We start from the raw sequence: 15,977 nt of genomic DNA on the forward strand, positions 1-15,977 counted from the left end.
TCGATTCGCCAGCGCCGAGCCGGGCAGTTGCACTGCAATCGACCGAGGTTGATGCCGGCTCCTCGAGATGCATGCGCACAACGCGCATGACCGCGGCCGTGCATGCGGCATCGGTGCGCCTGTGCCGATGTCGATGCCATTGCGCGGATGTTGATGCGCACGCGCAGCGATTGCACCGGCACCGTGCGGCATGCACTGCCGGGAATGCACGCTGTTGCAGACCGATGCGCTACAACCGATGGCTCGTTCTTGCCCCTGGAGCTGCCATGACGCCGTTGGACAAACCGTTACGCCGCGAGCTGCAGATCGGCGAGCAGGCCTATACCCTGGTCATCGACCCGCAGGGCTTGAAGCTGGTCGAAAAAGGCCGACGCAAAGGCGTGGCCTTGCGGTGGGACGAGCTGGTCAGCGGCGATGCCGCACTGGCCCGCGCGCTGCAGGCCTCGCTCGGCGAGTCCTGAGCGCAACGCGCGGGAAAACCGATTCAGCGCGCAGGAAACAACCGTGCCAGCTCGCGGACCGCTGCTGCGGACGCGGCGTGATCCGGCGTGGCATCGGGGTTGTTGAAATCGTGGGCACCTTGCGACTGCACCAGCAAGCCATCGCGGCGTGGCACCACATTGAGATTGTGGCCGCGCCAGACCAAGCCGTAGGTCACTTCCGGTTGCGGAATCAGGCGCGCGGTCTGCCCACGTACCGGGATGACGCTGTCGTCGCCAAGCAATGCACGCGCGCCATAGCCGGTGGCATTGACCAGGATCTTCTCGCGCAGCTGGCCGAACTGGCGCGGATGCTCGAAGTTGCGCGTGTACAGCTCGCCGCCGGCCCGCAGAAAGTCGTCCATCAGCAGGCGCGCGTAGGCGCTGAGGTTGAAGGTCAGCTGGCTGTAGCGGCGCACGAACGGCACCGGAAACGGATGACTGCCGGGCGCAACCGGTTGCGAGCGTGGGCCGAGATCGTCGAGCAGGTCGCGCTCCAGTGGCGGGTAGTCCGGCTCGTGCGCTTCGGCCGACGCGCTCGGTTGATCGAACGGCACATCCGACAACGCATAGCCATCGCGCCATTCGATCGGCTCGCCCGGCAGGCCCAGCAGGGTCTGGTAGCGGCGAAACGAAATGCGCGCCATCTCTTCCCAGCGGGTCCTGAAATCGGCGCTGGCGTGCTCGCTGGTGCACACGCGCGAGTCCGGCGACCACACGCCGGTGGCGTAGAACGAGCGCACGTCCGGCAGGCGCTCGCGCGCATAGATGCGCACGCGCAGGCCCGCACGTTGCGCCACCAGCGCGGTGGTCAGCCCGATCGCGCCGCAGCCGATCACCGCCAGCTCGCGCGCATCCGCATCGGCGGCCTGCACCAGCCGCAGCGCATGCTCGGCCGCGCCCCACGACAGCGACCACCCGCTGCCGCCATGTCCATAGTTGTGCACCACCGTCTTGCGGCCGATGCGTTCGGCCTCGATCCGCGGCCCCTGCGCACGGAACGGGCGGGTGCAGCCGTTGATCGCAATGATGCGATCGACCGCCGCGCGGATCGGCGCCAGCGGCGGCGCTGCGGCGAACTGGTCGGGCGAGGCGCCCGGCGACGTGGCGGGTAGCGGCGAGGACGGCGCAGCGGCCGCCTTGCCGGTCGTGGCCCAACTCCCGGTGGAAGCGGCCGCGAGCGCGAGGCCGGCGCTGTGCAGGAAATGACGACGGTGCATGCGGCTCCTGAGCGATGTAGAGAAGGTGATTGGGATAACGGCGCCCGCGCGGTCGGCCACGCGTAGCGCGCGCGGTGCAGTACCGGTAAACGCCAGGCCCTGCGCTGCGCGCCAGCGACCGGCACCCGCAGCATCGTCGGTCGCGCACGCCGAGCATACCGCGCGCATCTGTGCCTGCCACCGTCGACCAGGCCGGTTTCGCACCGCGATCCGGGCAGTTGAAGCCGCGCCAGCGGCCATTCGTCGCCCGGGGGCGTTCGCCCGATCGCTTGCCGGCTATGCTCGCCGCGTCCCAACCCAACGAGCTCCCACCCGTGTCTGCCAGCGTCTTCCTGATCGTGCGTATCGTGTTCGCCTGGGCCGCCGCGTTGCTGGTGGCTGCGATCATGTGGGCGCAGTTGTTCGGCTCCACCGGCGCCTTCTTCGGGCTGATCTGCGTGGTGCTGCTGACGCTTGCCCTGATGAGTGCGATCACGCATGTGCGCCGGGTGCGCCTGATCGCCGGGCGGCTGGATCACGACACCTTGTCGACCCGCCAGCGCCGCCAGATCGAGGTGCCGCTGGACGTGCAGGCCAGCTTTGCCGTGGTCGAAGAGGCCGTGCGCGCGTTGCCGCGCGTGCAGGACATCGAACGCGCGCCCGGCAGCCTGCTGATCCGCGCCAAGGTGCGCCGCATCGACCCTTACGAAGGACGCCAGCCCTCGCGCTGGAACCTGTTCGCGCGTTTTGCGATCAAGCGCAATCAGGTACTGGTGACGATCACGCCGGGGCAGGGCACCAGCAGCGTCACGGTGTTGTGCGAACCCGACGCCGGTGCCTGGGTGGATCTGTTCGCGGTGGACGAAGGCAGCAATTACGAGAATGCCGAGGCGATCAATCGCGCGGTGGTGCGCCGGGTCGGCGAGCAACGTCGCGACGAGCAGGCCGCGGCCGAGCAATCGGTGATGGAAAAGGAACTGGCGGTGGCCCGCCTGAACCTGCTGCATGCCCAGGTCGAGCCGCACTTTCTCTACAACACGCTGGCCAGCGCACAGGTGCTGGCACGCACCGACCCACCGCGCGCGGAGATCATGATCGGGCACCTGATCCAGTACCTGCGCAGCTCGCTGCCCAGCGCCGACGGGGCCATCTCCACCCTGGGCGAGGAACTCGAACGCACCCAGGCCTATCTGGAAATCCTGCGCATCCGCATGGGCACGCGGCTGGCCCTGCAGGTGGAGGTGCCGTACGAGCTGCGCGCGCTGCAACTGCCCTCGATGATGCTGCAGACCCTGGTGGAGAACGCGATCAAGCACGGGCTGGAACCCAAGCCCGGCGGCGGCACGATATGGATCCTGGCGCGTCGCGTCGACGACCACGCCACGCTGACCGTGGCCGACGATGGCCAGGGCTTCGGCACCCACACCCAGGGCACCGGCATCGGCCTGAAGAACCTGCGCGAGCGGCTACAGTTGATCTACGCCGGCAAGGCGAGCTTTGCCATCGTGTCCAATTTCCCCAGCGGCGTGGCCGCCACCATCAGCCTGCCGCTGCCGGCGCCGATGACCGCCACACGCATGCCGCCGCCGTTGCCAGGCACGCACAGCTCCACCGCGCAGGTGCAGGCATGAGCGCGCTGCGTGCGGTGATCGCCGAAGACGAAGCGTTGCTGCGGCAGTCCCTGCTCGCGCTGCTGGCCGAGGTGTGCCCGCAGCTGCAGGTGGTGGGCGAATGCGAAGACGGCGCCGGCGCGCTGGAGACCATCGCCGCGCAGCAGCCGGATGTGGTTTTCCTGGATATCCGCATGCCCGGGCTCACCGGCATCGAGGTGGCGCGTGCGCTGCGCGAGGTCAGCCCGCGTACCCAGGTGGTGTTCGTCACTGCCTACGACCAGTACGCCATCGATGCGTTCGAACACGGCGCGGTGGACTACCTGCTCAAGCCGATCAGCCGCGAGCGCCTGCAGGCCACCTGGCAGCGCGTGCAGCAACGCGCTGCCGCCGGCCAGCCGGACGGCCAGCTGCTGGAGGCCTTGTTGCAGCGCCTGTCCGCGCGCCCTGCTGCCGCCAGCGCCGCGCCGCCGTTGGCCTGGCTCACCGCCAGCAGCGGCCGCGAGACGCGCCTGATCGCGCTGGACGAGGTGGCGTATTTCCAGGCCGACCAGAAATACACCACGGTGATGACCGCCGCCGGCGAGGCGATCCTGCGCACGCCGCTGCGCGAGTTGCTCGACGTGCTGGATCCGCAGGTGTTCAAGCAGATCCACCGCTCCACCATCGTCAACATGAAGGCGGTCGCCTCGGTGGTGCGCGAGGACACCGGCAAGGGCCGGCTGGCGCTGCGCGGGCGCAGCGAAACGCTCACCGTCAGCCAGCCCTTCATGAGCCTGTTCCGCGGCATGTAATTCCCCCGATCGCATCGACTGAAAGGATTGCTGATATGCGCCTGATCGCCTCCCTCGTGTATTGCCTGCTTGCCTTGGCCGGTTGCCACGACCGCAACGGCACCACCTCCATCACCCGCGCTACCAGCAATGGCCAGGACGTGATCTTCAGCAAGACCCTGGCCACCGCCACCGACCTCAATGTGCACTGCCTGGCCAGCAGCAGCGGTCGCTGCCATTACCTGGTGTACGAGGAACACTGCGCCGCGCCTGCCGCAAGCAACACGACGGGTACACCGGCCTGCGCACGCAGGACGCTGGACAGCTTTGCGCTGACACCCGGGCAGGTGCGCGAACTGCGTGGCATTCCGCGTCAGGCGCACACCTGTGTGGATACCAGCGCGCCCAGCGCCGACTGCCATGGCTGAGCGGGCGTTGCCGGCCTGGCTTGGCCGAAAGCCCTTTCGGCTATGTCGCAAGCCATGCAACCGGACGCAAGCCTGAATACGCACTGACGATCAGCGGCCGCTTCTGCGATGATTGCCGGCTTGTTGCCGGTTCACGGCGTCCTCACTGCCAGGCTTCTCATGTCCGAACAATCGCTACGCCGCGACGTTGGCCCCTTCGCCCTCATGCTCACCGGCCTGGGCTCGATCATCGGTTCCGGCTGGCTGTTCGGTGCCTGGCGCGCTGCCGGCCTGGCCGGCCCCGGTGCGATCTGGGCCTGGATTCTGGGTGCGGCGATCATCACCACCATCGCGCTGTCCTACGCGGAACTGGGCGCGATGTTCCCCGAGTCCGGCGGCATGGTGCGCTACAGCCATTACTCGCACGGCTCGCTGGTGGGCTTCATCGCCGGCTGGGCCAACTGGATCGCGATCGTGTCGGTGATCCCGGTCGAGGCCGAGGCCTCGGTGCAGTACATGGCGTCCTGGCCATGGGCCTGGGCGCAGGGCCTGTATGTGCAGGCACCCGGCGGGGCGGGGGAGTTGTCGGTGCCCGGCCTGCTGATCTCGGCGGTGCTGGTGCTGGTGTATTTCTTCCTCAATTTCTGGAGCGTCAAGCTGTTCGCGCGCTCCAATACCCTGATCACCGTGTTCAAGCTGGTGGTGCCGGCGGCGACCGGCGTGGCCCTGATCGCCAGCGGCTTCCACAGCGAGAACTTCAGCGTCGGCATCCACGGCGACGCGCACGTGATCGACCTGGCCGCGGTGCTCACCGCGGTGGCTACCGCCGGCATCGTCTTCAGCTTCAACGGCTTCCAGAGCCCGGTGAACCTGGCCGGTGAAGCGCGCAACCCGGGCCGCAGCATTCCGTTCGCGGTGCTGGGCTCGATCGCGCTGGCCACGGTGGTCTACGTGATCCTGCAGGTGGCCTATATCGGCGCGGTGCCGCCGGACCTGCTGGCCAAGGCCGGCTGGCACGGCATCGATTTCCGCTCGCCGTTCGCCGAGCTGGCTATCATCGTCAACCTGCATTGGCTGGCGATGCTGCTGTACATCGATGCGTTCGTCAGCCCCAGCGGCACCGGCATCACCTATACCGCCACCACCGCGCGCATGGTCTACGGCATGGAAAAGAACGGCACCATGCCGTCGGTGCTGGGCAAGCTGCACCCGGTCTGGGGCGTGCCGCGCATGGCGATGTTCTTCAACCTGGCGGTGTCGTTCGTGTTCCTGTTCTTCTTCCGCGGCTGGGGCACGCTGGCGGCGGTGATCTCGGTGGCGACCATCATTTCCTACCTCACCGGCCCGATCAGCGCGATGGCGCTGCGTCGTCATGCCCCGGAGCTGCATCGCCCGCTGCGCATCGCCGCGCTGCCGGTGCTGGCCGGCGTGGCCTTCGTGATGGCGACCGAGCTGCTGTACTGGGCGCGCTGGCCGCTGACCGGCGAGATCATCCTGCTGATGGTCGTGGCGCTGCCGGTGTACTGCTACTACCAGGCCAAGCAGGGCTGGCCGGATCTTGGGCGCAACCTCAAGGGCGCGGCCTGGATGATCTGCTACCTGCCGACGATCGCGCTGCTGTCCTGGGCCGGCAGCAGCGACTTCGGCGGCCATGGCTATCTCAGCTACGGCACCGATCTTGCGGTAGTGGCTGCAGTCGGCGCGGTGTTCTACATCTGGGGCGTGCGCAGCGGCTGGCGCACCCCGTCGGTGGAGAAGGCCGTCGCGCAGGCGTGAGCGCCTGATCGCTGATTGCTGCTGAAACAAGGCGTCTGTCTCCGGACGCCGCAGACAGAAACGGCCGGTGCACTGCACCGGCCGTTTTTTTGTTGGTCGTCGCGCACGCGATGGAGTGCAGCGACTGGCGCCGCCTGGCAGCGCACGCCGTGTTGCGATCGGACGTCGGGCAGATCAATCAGAACGTTTCGTCAGGCGCGCGGCATTGCCGATGCCTTGCGGCAACCACCGCATCCATCGCCACACCGCTACGCCAGCGTCCCCGCCGCCGCGCTGTGGGGAGCGGTATTGGTCACCAGCCGCGGCGCACCATCGAAGCGGTCCAGATCGCGCAACAGTTCGGTGTAGCGACGCAGCCGCCCCATCTCGCGCATGTTGACGATGTCCTCGTGGCGCAGCTCGCGCTTGGAACTGACCTCCTGCTTGTAGCGCAGCACTTCCGGGTAGCGGCGGGTCATGTCCAGCGCATCGGCCACGCATTCGACCGAATCGGCATCCGGGGTGACCCGCGCACGGCTGTTGAAGGCGCGCAGCCAGCGTTCGAAACCGGCGCTGTGGTCGAACAGATCGGCGATGTACCACATGACGAACAGGATCGACGCCCACGAAGTAAAGATGATCACCACGCGGCTGAAGGTGAGGTGGTAGTCGTTCTGCCAGAGCTGGTGGGTGATCACGCCCAGCAGCACCAGCGAGATCGCCTGCCAGCCGATGATCGAGGCGATCACCCACTGCTTCTTGGCCACCTTGAGCAGATTGAGCTCCTGGTCGAGCTGTTCGTCGGTCTTTTCGCGCCAGTGCGCGACCTGCTCGTCGAAGGAGAGCCGGTGGAGTGCGTTGTCCTGCAATAGCAGGCCCAAACCCTGGAACAAAGCGATCATGACAAGCTCCTGACGGATGGCTGGTACGAACGACTTGCTGCACCCGGCAACGCGCCGGTGCCCTGGAGCGACCGGGCAGCGGCTGGCAGTGATGCTGGCCGGTACACGGACGGCCCTAGTTCTAGCACTTTCGCCGTGCTTGGCAATGCCTGCTGCGCGCCGAAGGCCAGCCAATCCTGCGTACCGGCGCACAAATCGCGGTATTCAGGGGCTTTGCAGCGTTTGCCGCGCGATTGCAGCTGCGGTGCGCCGCGATTCTTGCTGCACTGCACACTCGCGCCTGCGTGATTGCCTCCGTGGCGGTTGCGACCGGCGCGACCCAGCCCGGCGTACAGATCGCGTGAGCGCCGCGCAAGCACGCATGCCGCGCAAGGTCCAGCGACAGGCAGGCAAGCACCCGTCGAGACGATCGGCGCGCATCGTTACAAGCAGCGCACACAGCGCCGCCTTTCACCAATCCCAAATCCCAGATCCCCAATCCCAGCCCCTCAGCACCACGACGCGGTCTTGCAACCGGCTAGGTATCCTTGCGCGCATGTCAGCCGTCCTGCGTACCCTCACTGCTCCCGCCGCCAGGCAGATCCATCGCTGGGTGCTGGGCGCGTTTCCGCGTGGCCAGAGCACCATCGACTACGACCAGCCACTCGGGGATCCCGGCATCTTCGGGCCCGACAGCGTCACCTGGCGCGTGCATTCCGAATTTCCCGGCATGTTGTCCGGCGGACTGTGCGCATTGATGCTGCAACTGCTGCATCCACGCGCGCTGGCCGGGGTCTACGACCATTCCAACTTCCGCGCCGATCTGATCGGGCGGCTGCGGCGTACCACCAATTTCGTCGCCGGCACCACCTATGCACCGCGTGCCGAGGCCGAGCAACTGATCGCCCGCGTGCGCAGCATCCATTCGCATATCCACGGCCACACTGCCGACGGCGTGCCGTACGACGCCAACGACCCACAGTTGCTGACCTGGGTGCACGTCACCGAAGCCTACGGTTTTCTGCAGGGCTGCCGACGTTATTGCCGCGACGTGCCGGCGCACATCGCCGATCGTTACTACGACGAAGCGCGCCGCGTCGCCGAAGCGCTGGGCGCCGCCGATGTGCCCGCCAGCGAAGCGCAGGTTGATGCGTATTTCGCCACCGTGCGCGGGCAGTTGCGCATGGACACGCGCTCGCGCGAGGTGCTCGACATCCTCACCAGCATCCAGTTGCCGGTGCCGGCGGCCGGTCTGTCGCGCGGGGTGTTTCTCGGTGCCGGTACCGCCCTGTTGCCGGGCTGGGCCAGCGACATGCTCGGCCGCACCACCACGCAGCGCGCACAGGCACATGCGTCGGCGCGGCTGTTGCGCAGCCTGTCGCCCTTGTTCCGCACCGCGCTACGCGACGGGCTGTCCGCACGCGCCTGCCGCCGCATGCAGCTGCCGCAGACGATGTTGCTGGAGTGGCCCGGCGAGCAGTGAGTGCGTGTGCTTGCCTGGTGTGCAGGGCGGTGGTGTGACGCGGGGCTGGCTACCAGATCCGCACCCGCTGCTCGGGCGGCAGGTACAACTGCTCGCCCTGCTGCACATTGAACGCCGGATACCAGGCATCGAGATTGCGCACGGTCTGCGCGCGGAAGCGTCCGGGTGCGTGCACGTCGGTGAGCACGGCATTGCGTAGCGCCGCGTCGCGGTACTTGCCGCGCCAGGCCTGGGCAAAGCCCAGGAAGAAGCGCTGGTCCGGGCTGAAACCGTCGATGGTCTGCGGCTGCTTGCCCTGCAGCGACAGCTGATAGGCGTCGTAGGCAGTGGCCAGGCCGGCGACGTCGGCGATGTTCTCGCCCAGCGTCAGCTTGCCGTTGACGCTCAGGTCGTCGAACGGCTTGTACGCACTGAACTGCGCGGCGAGCGCATTGCCGGCGGCCTCGAATTTTTTCAGGTCCTGCGGCGTCCACCAGTTGTGCAGTTCGCCATGTTCGTCGAACTGCGCGCCCATGTTGTCGAAGCTGTGGCTGATCTCGTGGCCGATCACCGCGCCGATGGCGCCGTAGTTCACCGCATCGTCTGCGGCCGGATCGAAGAACGGTGGTTGCAGGATCGCGGCCGGAAACAGCAGGCGGTTTTCCAGTGGCACGTTCAGCGCGTTGACCTCCTGCGGCAGCATGTACCACTCGCGGTGATCCACGGCCTTGCCCAGCTTGGCCAGATTGCGCCGGTACTCGAACAGCTCGGCGCGCTGCACATTGCCCAGCGCGTCGTCGCGGCGCACATCCAGCGCGCTGTAGTCGCGCCAGGTGTCTGGATAGCCCACCGCCACCGTCAGCCCGGAAATCTTGGCCTTGGCATGCTGCTTGGTCTGCGGGCTCATCCACTCCAGCGCATCGATGCGTTTGCCGAAGGCGGTGACGATGTTCCTGACCATCTCCTCGGCACGCGTCTTGGTCTGGGCGCTGACGTACTTCTGCACATAGCGCTCGCCCACCGCTTCGCCCAGGGCCGCGTTGGTGGCGTCGATGCCGCGCTTCCAGCGCTGCCGTTGTTGCGGTGTGCCTTCCAGCGTGGTGCCGTAGAACGCAAAGCGCTCATCGGCGAAGGCCTTGGACAGATACGGCGAGGCGCGGTCCAGGGCGCGAAAGCTCAGGTAATCCTTCCAGGTCTGCAGCGACTCGGAGCGCACCAGCGCCGACAACCCGGTCACCGCGCCGGGCTGCCAGACGATGAAGTCCTGCTGCGCCTTCAGGCCGGCCGCTTCGAAGAACGGCGCCCAGTCCAGGCCGGGCGCGTTACGCGCAAAATCGGCCTGTTTCCAGGGGTTGGCGCCGGCCTGCACGTTGTTGGTCTGTTCGGCGGTGGCGTGCACGCGCGCCATCGCGGTTTCCAGGGCCAGGATCCGCTCGGCCCTGGCCGCCGCGTCGTCGATGCCGGCCAGTTCCAGCAGCTTGACGATGTGCGCGCGGTAGGCGTCGCGCATCTGCGTCATGCGCCCGTCGTCCAGATAGAAGCTGCGGTCCGGCATGCCCAGGCCGCCCTGCACCAGATACGGCACGTAGCGGCCCGGGTGATGCAGATCCTGCGAGATCCACAGACCGAACAGCCGGTCGGTGTGGAAGTTGGTGGAGTTGAGCAGATCCACATCGGCGCGCAGCTGGCCGCCCAGGGTGCGCGCCAGCGCCTGCTTGTCATCCAGCTGCGCAATCGCGTCCAGTTCCGGCTGCACCGGGCGCACGCCCTTGGCCTCGATCCCGGCTTCGTCCATGTAGGCCGCGTAGTAATCGCCAATCTGCTTGTCTTCGCCGGTGACACGGTCGTTGGCGGCGGCGCCCTCGATGATGTCGCGGCTGTGCTGCTCGGTCTCGATCGCGATGCTGACGAAGCTGTTGAAGCTGGAGCGGTCGTCCGGGATCTGGGTGGTCCTGCCCCAGTTGCCGCTGGCGTAGCTGAAGAAGTCGTCGCCTGGTGCCACGCTGCGGTCCATGCCTGCCGCATCGAAACCGAAATCGCCCAGCTTGGGCGTGGTGGGCGCGGGCTTGGCGTGCGCCGTCGTTGCCGGTGAAGTGCCATCCCGGTGGCACGCGGCGGTGCTCAGCAGGGCAGCCGACAGCGCAGCGATCAGGACAGGGCGGTGCAGAAGAGCCATGCGAGTGCAACTCGGAAACGAAAAACAGACATACCAGTGTAAATTGCCGCCGTCGCCACGTCCCGACGCGATGGCAGCGCGCAGCCGGCATGGCAGCCTGCGGACACGCGCGGTTCAGCGCCGGCGCTGGTACCAGAAACCCAGCGCATCGCGGGTCTGCAGCATGCCGCGCCCGCGCCATAGAAAGCGCAGCAGCAGGCTCAGGTGCTCGCGCTTGGAAAAGCTGCGCAGCTTGCGGTCGGAGGTGTGCACGGTCTGGCGCAGGATCACGAACCGCCCGCAGCGTGCCAGCGCGCGGCTCAATGCCACGTCTTCGCCGGCGTAGTAACGCGTATCGAAGCCGCCGGCGCTGACGAATGCCGCGCGCGTGCAGAACAGGAAGCAGCCCGGGGCAATGCCGCTGAGACGGAACAGCCAGCCGAACGTCGCCTGCGCCATGCGTTCGAACCATGCGCGCCTGCCCTGCAGATGTACCTGCGCGCCACCGCCGACCGCGCCGGCATCCAGCGCCGCCAGCGCCGCGCCGACCACCTGCGGATTGATCAGCGTATCGGCGTCCAGAAACAGCAGGCGATCGCCCTGCGCCTGCTGCACGCCGGCATTGCGGGTGGCGGCGATATGGCGCAGTTGCACCTCCAGCACCTGCGCACCGGCCGCGCGCGCGATGGCGGCGGTGTCGTCCTCGCAGGCATCGGCCACCACGATGACCTCGTAGTCCAGCTGCATGGCCTGCGCACAGGCGTGCAGGCATTGCAGCGTCTGGCCGATCAGTGCGGCCTCGTCATGGGCGGGGATTACGAAAGACAGCATGGCAGGGCGTGTCACTCGGACGGTGGTGATGCCAAGTGTGCGAGCCATACCGGTGCGATGGCGTGAGCGCATGCAATCGCCGCACAGCTGCGACTGCGTGCACTCACGTGAGCACGCTTAGCGGCTGAGCGCGCCCATCATCGCTTCCGGATACCGCGTACCGGATGCGGCCTGCAGCGGGAAGATCGCATCGATGCGTGCGAGTTCGTCCGGCATCAGCGCCACATCGAGCGCGCCGAGGTTTTCTTCCAGGTAGGCCAGACGCTTGGTGCCCGGGATCGGCACCAGGTCCTGGCCCTGCGCCAGCACCCAGGCCAGCGCCAGCTGACCCGGCGTGATGCCCTTGTCGGCGGCGATCGCCTTGACCTGTTCCACCAGTTGCAGGTTGCGGGTGAAGTTCTCGCCCTGGAAACGCGGCGAATGGCGACGGTAATCGTCGGCCTCGAAGTCGTCCGGCGAGGCGAATGCGCCGGTCAGGAACCCGCGGCCCAGCGGCGAATACGGAACGAAGCCGATCCCGAGCTCGCGCACGGTGGCAAAGACGCCGTTGTCCTCGGGCTCGCGCGACCACAGCGAGTATTCGGTCTGCACCGCGGTGATGGGATGCACCGCATGCGCACGGCGGATGGTGGCTGCAGCGGCCTCCGACAGCCCCAGGAAGCGCACCTTGCCCTGTTCCACCAGACGCGACATTGCACCGACGGTGTCTTCGATCGGCACGTTGGGGTCCACGCGGTGCTGGTAGTACAAGTCGATGTGCTCCACGCCCAGGCGGCGCAGGCTGGCTTCGCAGGCCGCCTGCACATAGTCCGGGCTGCCGTCGATGCCGCGCACCGACGGGTCGTTGGGGTCGAGCTTGATGCCGAACTTCGTGGCCAGAAACACCTCGTGCCGGCGCGCGGCAATGGCCTTGCCGACCAGGATTTCATTGGTGTGCGGGCCGTACATGTCTGCGGTGTCGAGCAGGCTGACGCCGTGGTCGAGGGCGCGATGGATCACTGCGATCGAGCCGGCCTCGTCGCTGCGATCGCCGTAGAACGCGCTCATGCCCATACAGCCGAGGCCGAGCGCAGAGACGGTGGGGCCGGAACGGCCAAGCGTGCGGGTTTGCATGGTGGAGGGAACTCCGTGCGGCGAACAAGTCAGGGGAGGATGCGGCGGCGCGCGTTAGCACGGTGTTGCCCGTGCGATGAAGGCGCTGTGGGCGGCTGGCGGGCTGCAGTGGCGTCCGCTGGGCGCACGGGCAAACGGCGCACAGCCAAGCAGTCGGCAGCACAGCGCAAAAAATCCGGGCGCTCGACGCGACTCCACGCAAAACCCGCGCATGCCGGCAGGCCAGGGCCCACCGCCATGCACGGGTGTTCTTACGTAGGCGCTACCACTGGCCGCTTCAGCCCTTGAGCTTGCCGGCGAATTCGGCCACGCGCTTGCCGAGCAGCTTGGCGGTTTCCAGATCGCCGCTGCGCGGCGCTTCTTCCGGCGAGGCATCGGAGGGCGAGATCGCCAGCGCGCCTGCCGAGCCGGCGGTCCAGTTGATGTCCTGCGGACCGTGCGCCTTGGTGTTGGACGGCAGCAGGCCGGTACCCACCCAGACCTGGCCGTGCTGCTGCGACAGCGTCCAGAAATACTGGATGGTGGCGTACTTGTCGCCGTTCACCGAGGCCGAGTTGGTGAAGCCGGCGGCGATCTTGTCCTTCCAGGCCTGCGCAAACCACGGCTTGGAGCTGGCGTCGGCAAACTTCTTGAACTGCCACGCCGGCCCGCCCATGTAGGTGGGGCTGCCGTAGATGATGGCGTCGGCTGCACCGATCGCCTCCCAGGCGTCGTCGGGGAGGTTGCCGTCCTGATCGATGCGGTACAGCGTGGCCTCGCCGACGCTGGCGGCGCCGGCATGCACGGCTTCGGCCAGTTTGACGGTGTGGCCGTAGCCGCTGAAGTAGATGATGGCGATCTTGCTCATGCGCAATCCTGTTGATCCGGGTGGGGGCCCGATTGTGACCACACATGCCGTGTCAGGTTAATGACCATCGACGGGACGTACTGTTGCCGGGCTCATCAGCGCCCGGGATCGCCCATGTTGTCGACCAGGTAGTCGATGAAGCTGCGCACCTTCGGAGCCAGGTGGCTGCGGCTGGTATAGACGGCAAAGATGCCGATCTCCCCCAGTGCGTACTGCGGAAGGATGCGCACCAGCCGGCCGGCGGCCAGATGCTCGTCGGCCAGGAAGTCCGGCTGCATCGCGATGCCCAGGCCGGCCACCGCCGCCGCGCTCAGCACATGCCCGTTGTTGGCGCGCAGGCTGCCGTGGATGCGCACATCGCTATCGCCATCGGGTCCATGGAAGCGCACTTCGTCGCCGTTGGGCGAGTAGTGGTACAGCAGGCAGTCGTGACCGGCCAGGTCGGACGGATGCATCGGGGTGCCGGCACGGGCCAGGTAGGCCGGCGCCGCGCAGGGCACCAAGCGGACCGTGCCCAGGCGCCGGGCGATCAGCGTCGGCGCCGGCTGCCGGGTGATGCGGATGGCGACATCGAAGCCTTCTTCGACCATGTCCACCAGCCGGTCCGACAGCGACAGGTCCAGTTCCACCTGCGGGTAGCGCGCGCAAAAGCCCGGCAGCAGCGCGGCCAGGCGCTCGATGCCATAGCTCACCGGCGCATTGACGCGCAGCACCCCGGCCGGCTCGAGCGCCTGCGCGCCGACCGTGGCCTCCAGATCGTCCAGGTCGGCCAGCAGTTGCAGACAGCGCTGGTAATACGCGGTGCCGGCGCTGGTCAGGCTGACCCGCCGGGTGGTGCGGTTGAGCAGGCGGGTGCCCAGCCGTTGCTCGAGCGCGGCGACCTGCCGGGTCACGCTGGCGGTGGAGCGGTCCAGCGCATCGGCGGCCGCACTGAAGCCGCTGCGTTCGGCCACTGCCGCGAACACGCGCATCGCATCGAGGGTATCCATGGGTGTCCGATTGTTGCTTTGATCGCAATAAATTATCCGAAATAAAACTATTTATCAGAAATTTGTAAGCAATAGGCTGTGCAGGTCCTCACCGGAGTCCGTCCCATGTCCACCTCGCTTGCTTCCCCGCGTACCGCTGCCTATGGCGCCGGCTTGTTGCGCATCAGCCTGGGCGCGCTGTTCCTGGCCCACGGCCTGACCAAGTTGCTGGTGTTCACCCCGGCCGGCACCGTGGCCTATTTCCACTCGCTGGGCCTGCCGGGCGCGCTGGCCTATCTCACCATTGCGCTGGAACTGGGTCTGGGCCTGTCCCTGCTGCTGGGCATCTATGCGCGCTGGGTCGGGTTGCTGGGCGTGCCGCTGCTGCTGGGCACCATCGTCAGCGTGCACGGCGGCAACGGCTTCGGTTTCTCCAATCCGGGCGGCGGCTGGGAATACCCGGCGCTGTGGGCGGTGTTGCTGATCGTGCAAGCCCTGCTCGGCGAAGGCGCGTGGGCGCTGAAGCCGGAGCGTTGAGGCTGCCTGTCGTTCTTCCGAGGAGTACGCCATGACCCGTTTGCCTTCCCTGTACATCTCGCACGGATCGCCGATGACTGCGCTGCAGCCAGGGCAGGTCGGCGAGCGCCTGGCCGAGCTCGCACAGACCTTGCCGCGGCCGCGCGCGATCGTCGTTGCATCCGCGCACTGGCTGGGCCGTCGCCCGCTGGTCAGCGGCGCGGCGCGGCCGCCCACCATCCATGACTTCGGCGGCTTTCCGGCGCCGCTGTACGAGCTGGAATATCCCGCGCCCGGCGAGCCGGCGCTGGCGCAGCAGATCCTGCGCCGGCTGGAACAGGCTGGCCTGCATCCGCACCTGGATCCACAGCGCGGCTTCGATCATGGCGTGTGGGTGCCGCTGCGCCTGCTGTATCCGGCCGCCGACATCCCGGTGGTGTCGGTGTCGATCCAGCCCGAGCTGGGCCCGGCGCACCAGTTTGCGGTTGGCCGCGCGCTGGCGCCGCTGCGCGAGGACGGGGTGCTGGTGATCGGCTCGGGCAGCATCACCCATAACCTGCACGACTTCCGCCATGGCTACAGTGCCGAGCGCGAGGCGCCGTATGTGCGGCCCTTCATCGAGTGGACCGAGCGCAAACTGGTGGAGGACGACATCGCCGCGTTGCTGGGCTATCGCCGGCAGGCACCGCATGCGGCACGGGCGCATCCCACCGACGAGCACCTGTTGCCGCTGTACGTGGCGATGGGCGCCGCCGGCGCCGACCGGCTCGGCGCACAGCGCATCGATGCCGGCATCGACGCGGGGTTTCTGGCGATGGATATCTACCGGTTCGACGGCGATCCCGGTAATGATCGCGCGCTTGCGGGCCCGGCCGCCGCCTGAGCCCTGGCGGGCGCAGCACGCCTGCACCGTCGCTGTCATCGACGGTGCAGGCGGCATGCCGGCCCCGCAATCCCGAGGCACTACCCAGCCGCCTGCAA

General features: G+C 67.6%; 14 protein-coding genes and 1 pseudogene. 8 read left to right on the forward strand and 7 right to left on the reverse strand.

Annotation, left to right across the window (positions count from 1 at the left end):
* The first annotated feature begins 266 nt into the window (after window positions 1-266).
* Window positions 267-461, forward strand: coding sequence for a hypothetical protein (locus DYQ94_RS18980; RefSeq protein WP_039513305.1), 195 nt, complete (start codon window positions 267-269; stop codon window positions 459-461).
* Window positions 462-484: 23 nt separating this feature from the next.
* Here the strand turns inward: DYQ94_RS18980 and DYQ94_RS18985 are convergent, their stop codons facing one another.
* Window positions 485-1,699, reverse strand: coding sequence for an FAD-dependent oxidoreductase (locus DYQ94_RS18985; protein WP_126966588.1), 1,215 nt, complete (start codon window positions 1,697-1,699; stop codon window positions 485-487).
* A 314-nt stretch (window positions 1,700-2,013) separates the two neighbouring features.
* On the opposite strand from DYQ94_RS18985, the gene DYQ94_RS18990 reads away from it, so the two are divergent.
* From DYQ94_RS18990 to DYQ94_RS19005, 4 genes are all read left to right on the forward strand, one after another.
* Window positions 2,014-3,309, forward strand: a complete 1,296-nt coding sequence (locus tag DYQ94_RS18990) for a sensor histidine kinase (protein ID WP_160955158.1) — start codon at window positions 2,014-2,016, stop codon at window positions 3,307-3,309.
* Window positions 3,306-4,082 (forward strand): LytR/AlgR family response regulator transcription factor, encoded by a 777-nt coding sequence (locus DYQ94_RS18995; RefSeq protein ID WP_102251152.1) that lies wholly within the window; start codon window positions 3,306-3,308, stop codon window positions 4,080-4,082. The genes DYQ94_RS18990 and DYQ94_RS18995 overlap by 4 nt, the downstream gene beginning before the upstream one ends.
* Before the next feature lie 35 nt (window positions 4,083-4,117).
* Window positions 4,118-4,489 (forward strand): hypothetical protein, encoded by a 372-nt coding sequence (locus DYQ94_RS19000; protein ID WP_065032928.1) that lies wholly within the window; start codon window positions 4,118-4,120, stop codon window positions 4,487-4,489.
* Window positions 4,490-4,648: 159 nt separating this feature from the next.
* On the forward strand, window positions 4,649-6,244 hold the full coding sequence (locus DYQ94_RS19005) for an APC family permease (RefSeq protein WP_024940772.1): 1,596 nt from the start codon (window positions 4,649-4,651) through the stop codon (window positions 6,242-6,244).
* Between the two features lie 248 nt (window positions 6,245-6,492).
* Here the strand turns inward: DYQ94_RS19005 and DYQ94_RS19010 are convergent.
* A pseudogene (locus DYQ94_RS19010) lies at window positions 6,493-7,214 on the reverse strand (hypothetical protein).
* A 446-nt stretch (window positions 7,215-7,660) separates the two neighbouring features.
* Here DYQ94_RS19010 and DYQ94_RS19015 point away from each other — a divergent pair.
* Window positions 7,661-8,587, forward strand: a complete 927-nt coding sequence (locus DYQ94_RS19015; protein ID WP_160955157.1) for an oxygenase MpaB family protein — start codon at window positions 7,661-7,663, stop codon at window positions 8,585-8,587.
* Window positions 8,588-8,636: 49 nt separating this feature from the next.
* On the opposite strand, the gene DYQ94_RS19020 is transcribed toward DYQ94_RS19015, so the two are convergent.
* The 5 genes from DYQ94_RS19020 to DYQ94_RS19040 form a co-directional block, all read right to left on the reverse strand.
* On the reverse strand, window positions 8,637-10,706 hold the full coding sequence (locus tag DYQ94_RS19020) for a M13 family metallopeptidase (RefSeq protein WP_160955164.1): 2,070 nt from the start codon (window positions 10,704-10,706) through the stop codon (window positions 8,637-8,639).
* 150 nt (window positions 10,707-10,856) lie between these two features.
* The gene (locus DYQ94_RS19025; RefSeq protein WP_126966592.1) at window positions 10,857-11,552 is read right to left on the reverse strand and encodes a glycosyltransferase; all 696 of its coding nucleotides are present in this window, start codon (window positions 11,550-11,552) and stop codon (window positions 10,857-10,859) included.
* 117 nt (window positions 11,553-11,669) lie between these two features.
* On the reverse strand, window positions 11,670-12,665 hold the full coding sequence (locus tag DYQ94_RS19030; RefSeq protein WP_024940767.1) for an aldo/keto reductase: 996 nt from the start codon (window positions 12,663-12,665) through the stop codon (window positions 11,670-11,672).
* A gap of 277 nt (window positions 12,666-12,942) precedes the next feature.
* A complete protein-coding gene (locus tag DYQ94_RS19035) occupies window positions 12,943-13,512 on the reverse strand; it encodes a flavodoxin family protein (protein ID WP_039518741.1) in 570 nt (189 codons plus the stop codon).
* 95 nt (window positions 13,513-13,607) lie between these two features.
* Window positions 13,608-14,501, reverse strand: coding sequence for a LysR family transcriptional regulator (locus DYQ94_RS19040; protein WP_160955156.1), 894 nt, complete (start codon window positions 14,499-14,501; stop codon window positions 13,608-13,610).
* Between the two features lie 105 nt (window positions 14,502-14,606).
* Between DYQ94_RS19040 and DYQ94_RS19045 the strand changes: the two genes are divergently transcribed.
* On the forward strand, window positions 14,607-15,017 hold the full coding sequence (locus DYQ94_RS19045; protein WP_160955155.1) for a DoxX family protein: 411 nt from the start codon (window positions 14,607-14,609) through the stop codon (window positions 15,015-15,017).
* A gap of 31 nt (window positions 15,018-15,048) precedes the next feature.
* Window positions 15,049-15,879 (forward strand): dioxygenase family protein, encoded by an 831-nt coding sequence (locus DYQ94_RS19050; protein WP_160955154.1) that lies wholly within the window; start codon window positions 15,049-15,051, stop codon window positions 15,877-15,879.
* Window positions 15,880-15,977: the final 98 nt, after the last annotated feature.

The sequence above is a fragment of the Xanthomonas sp. LMG 8993 genome, from assembly GCF_009835065.2.
Classification (GTDB): Bacteria; Pseudomonadota; Gammaproteobacteria; order Xanthomonadales; family Xanthomonadaceae; genus Xanthomonas; species Xanthomonas arboricola.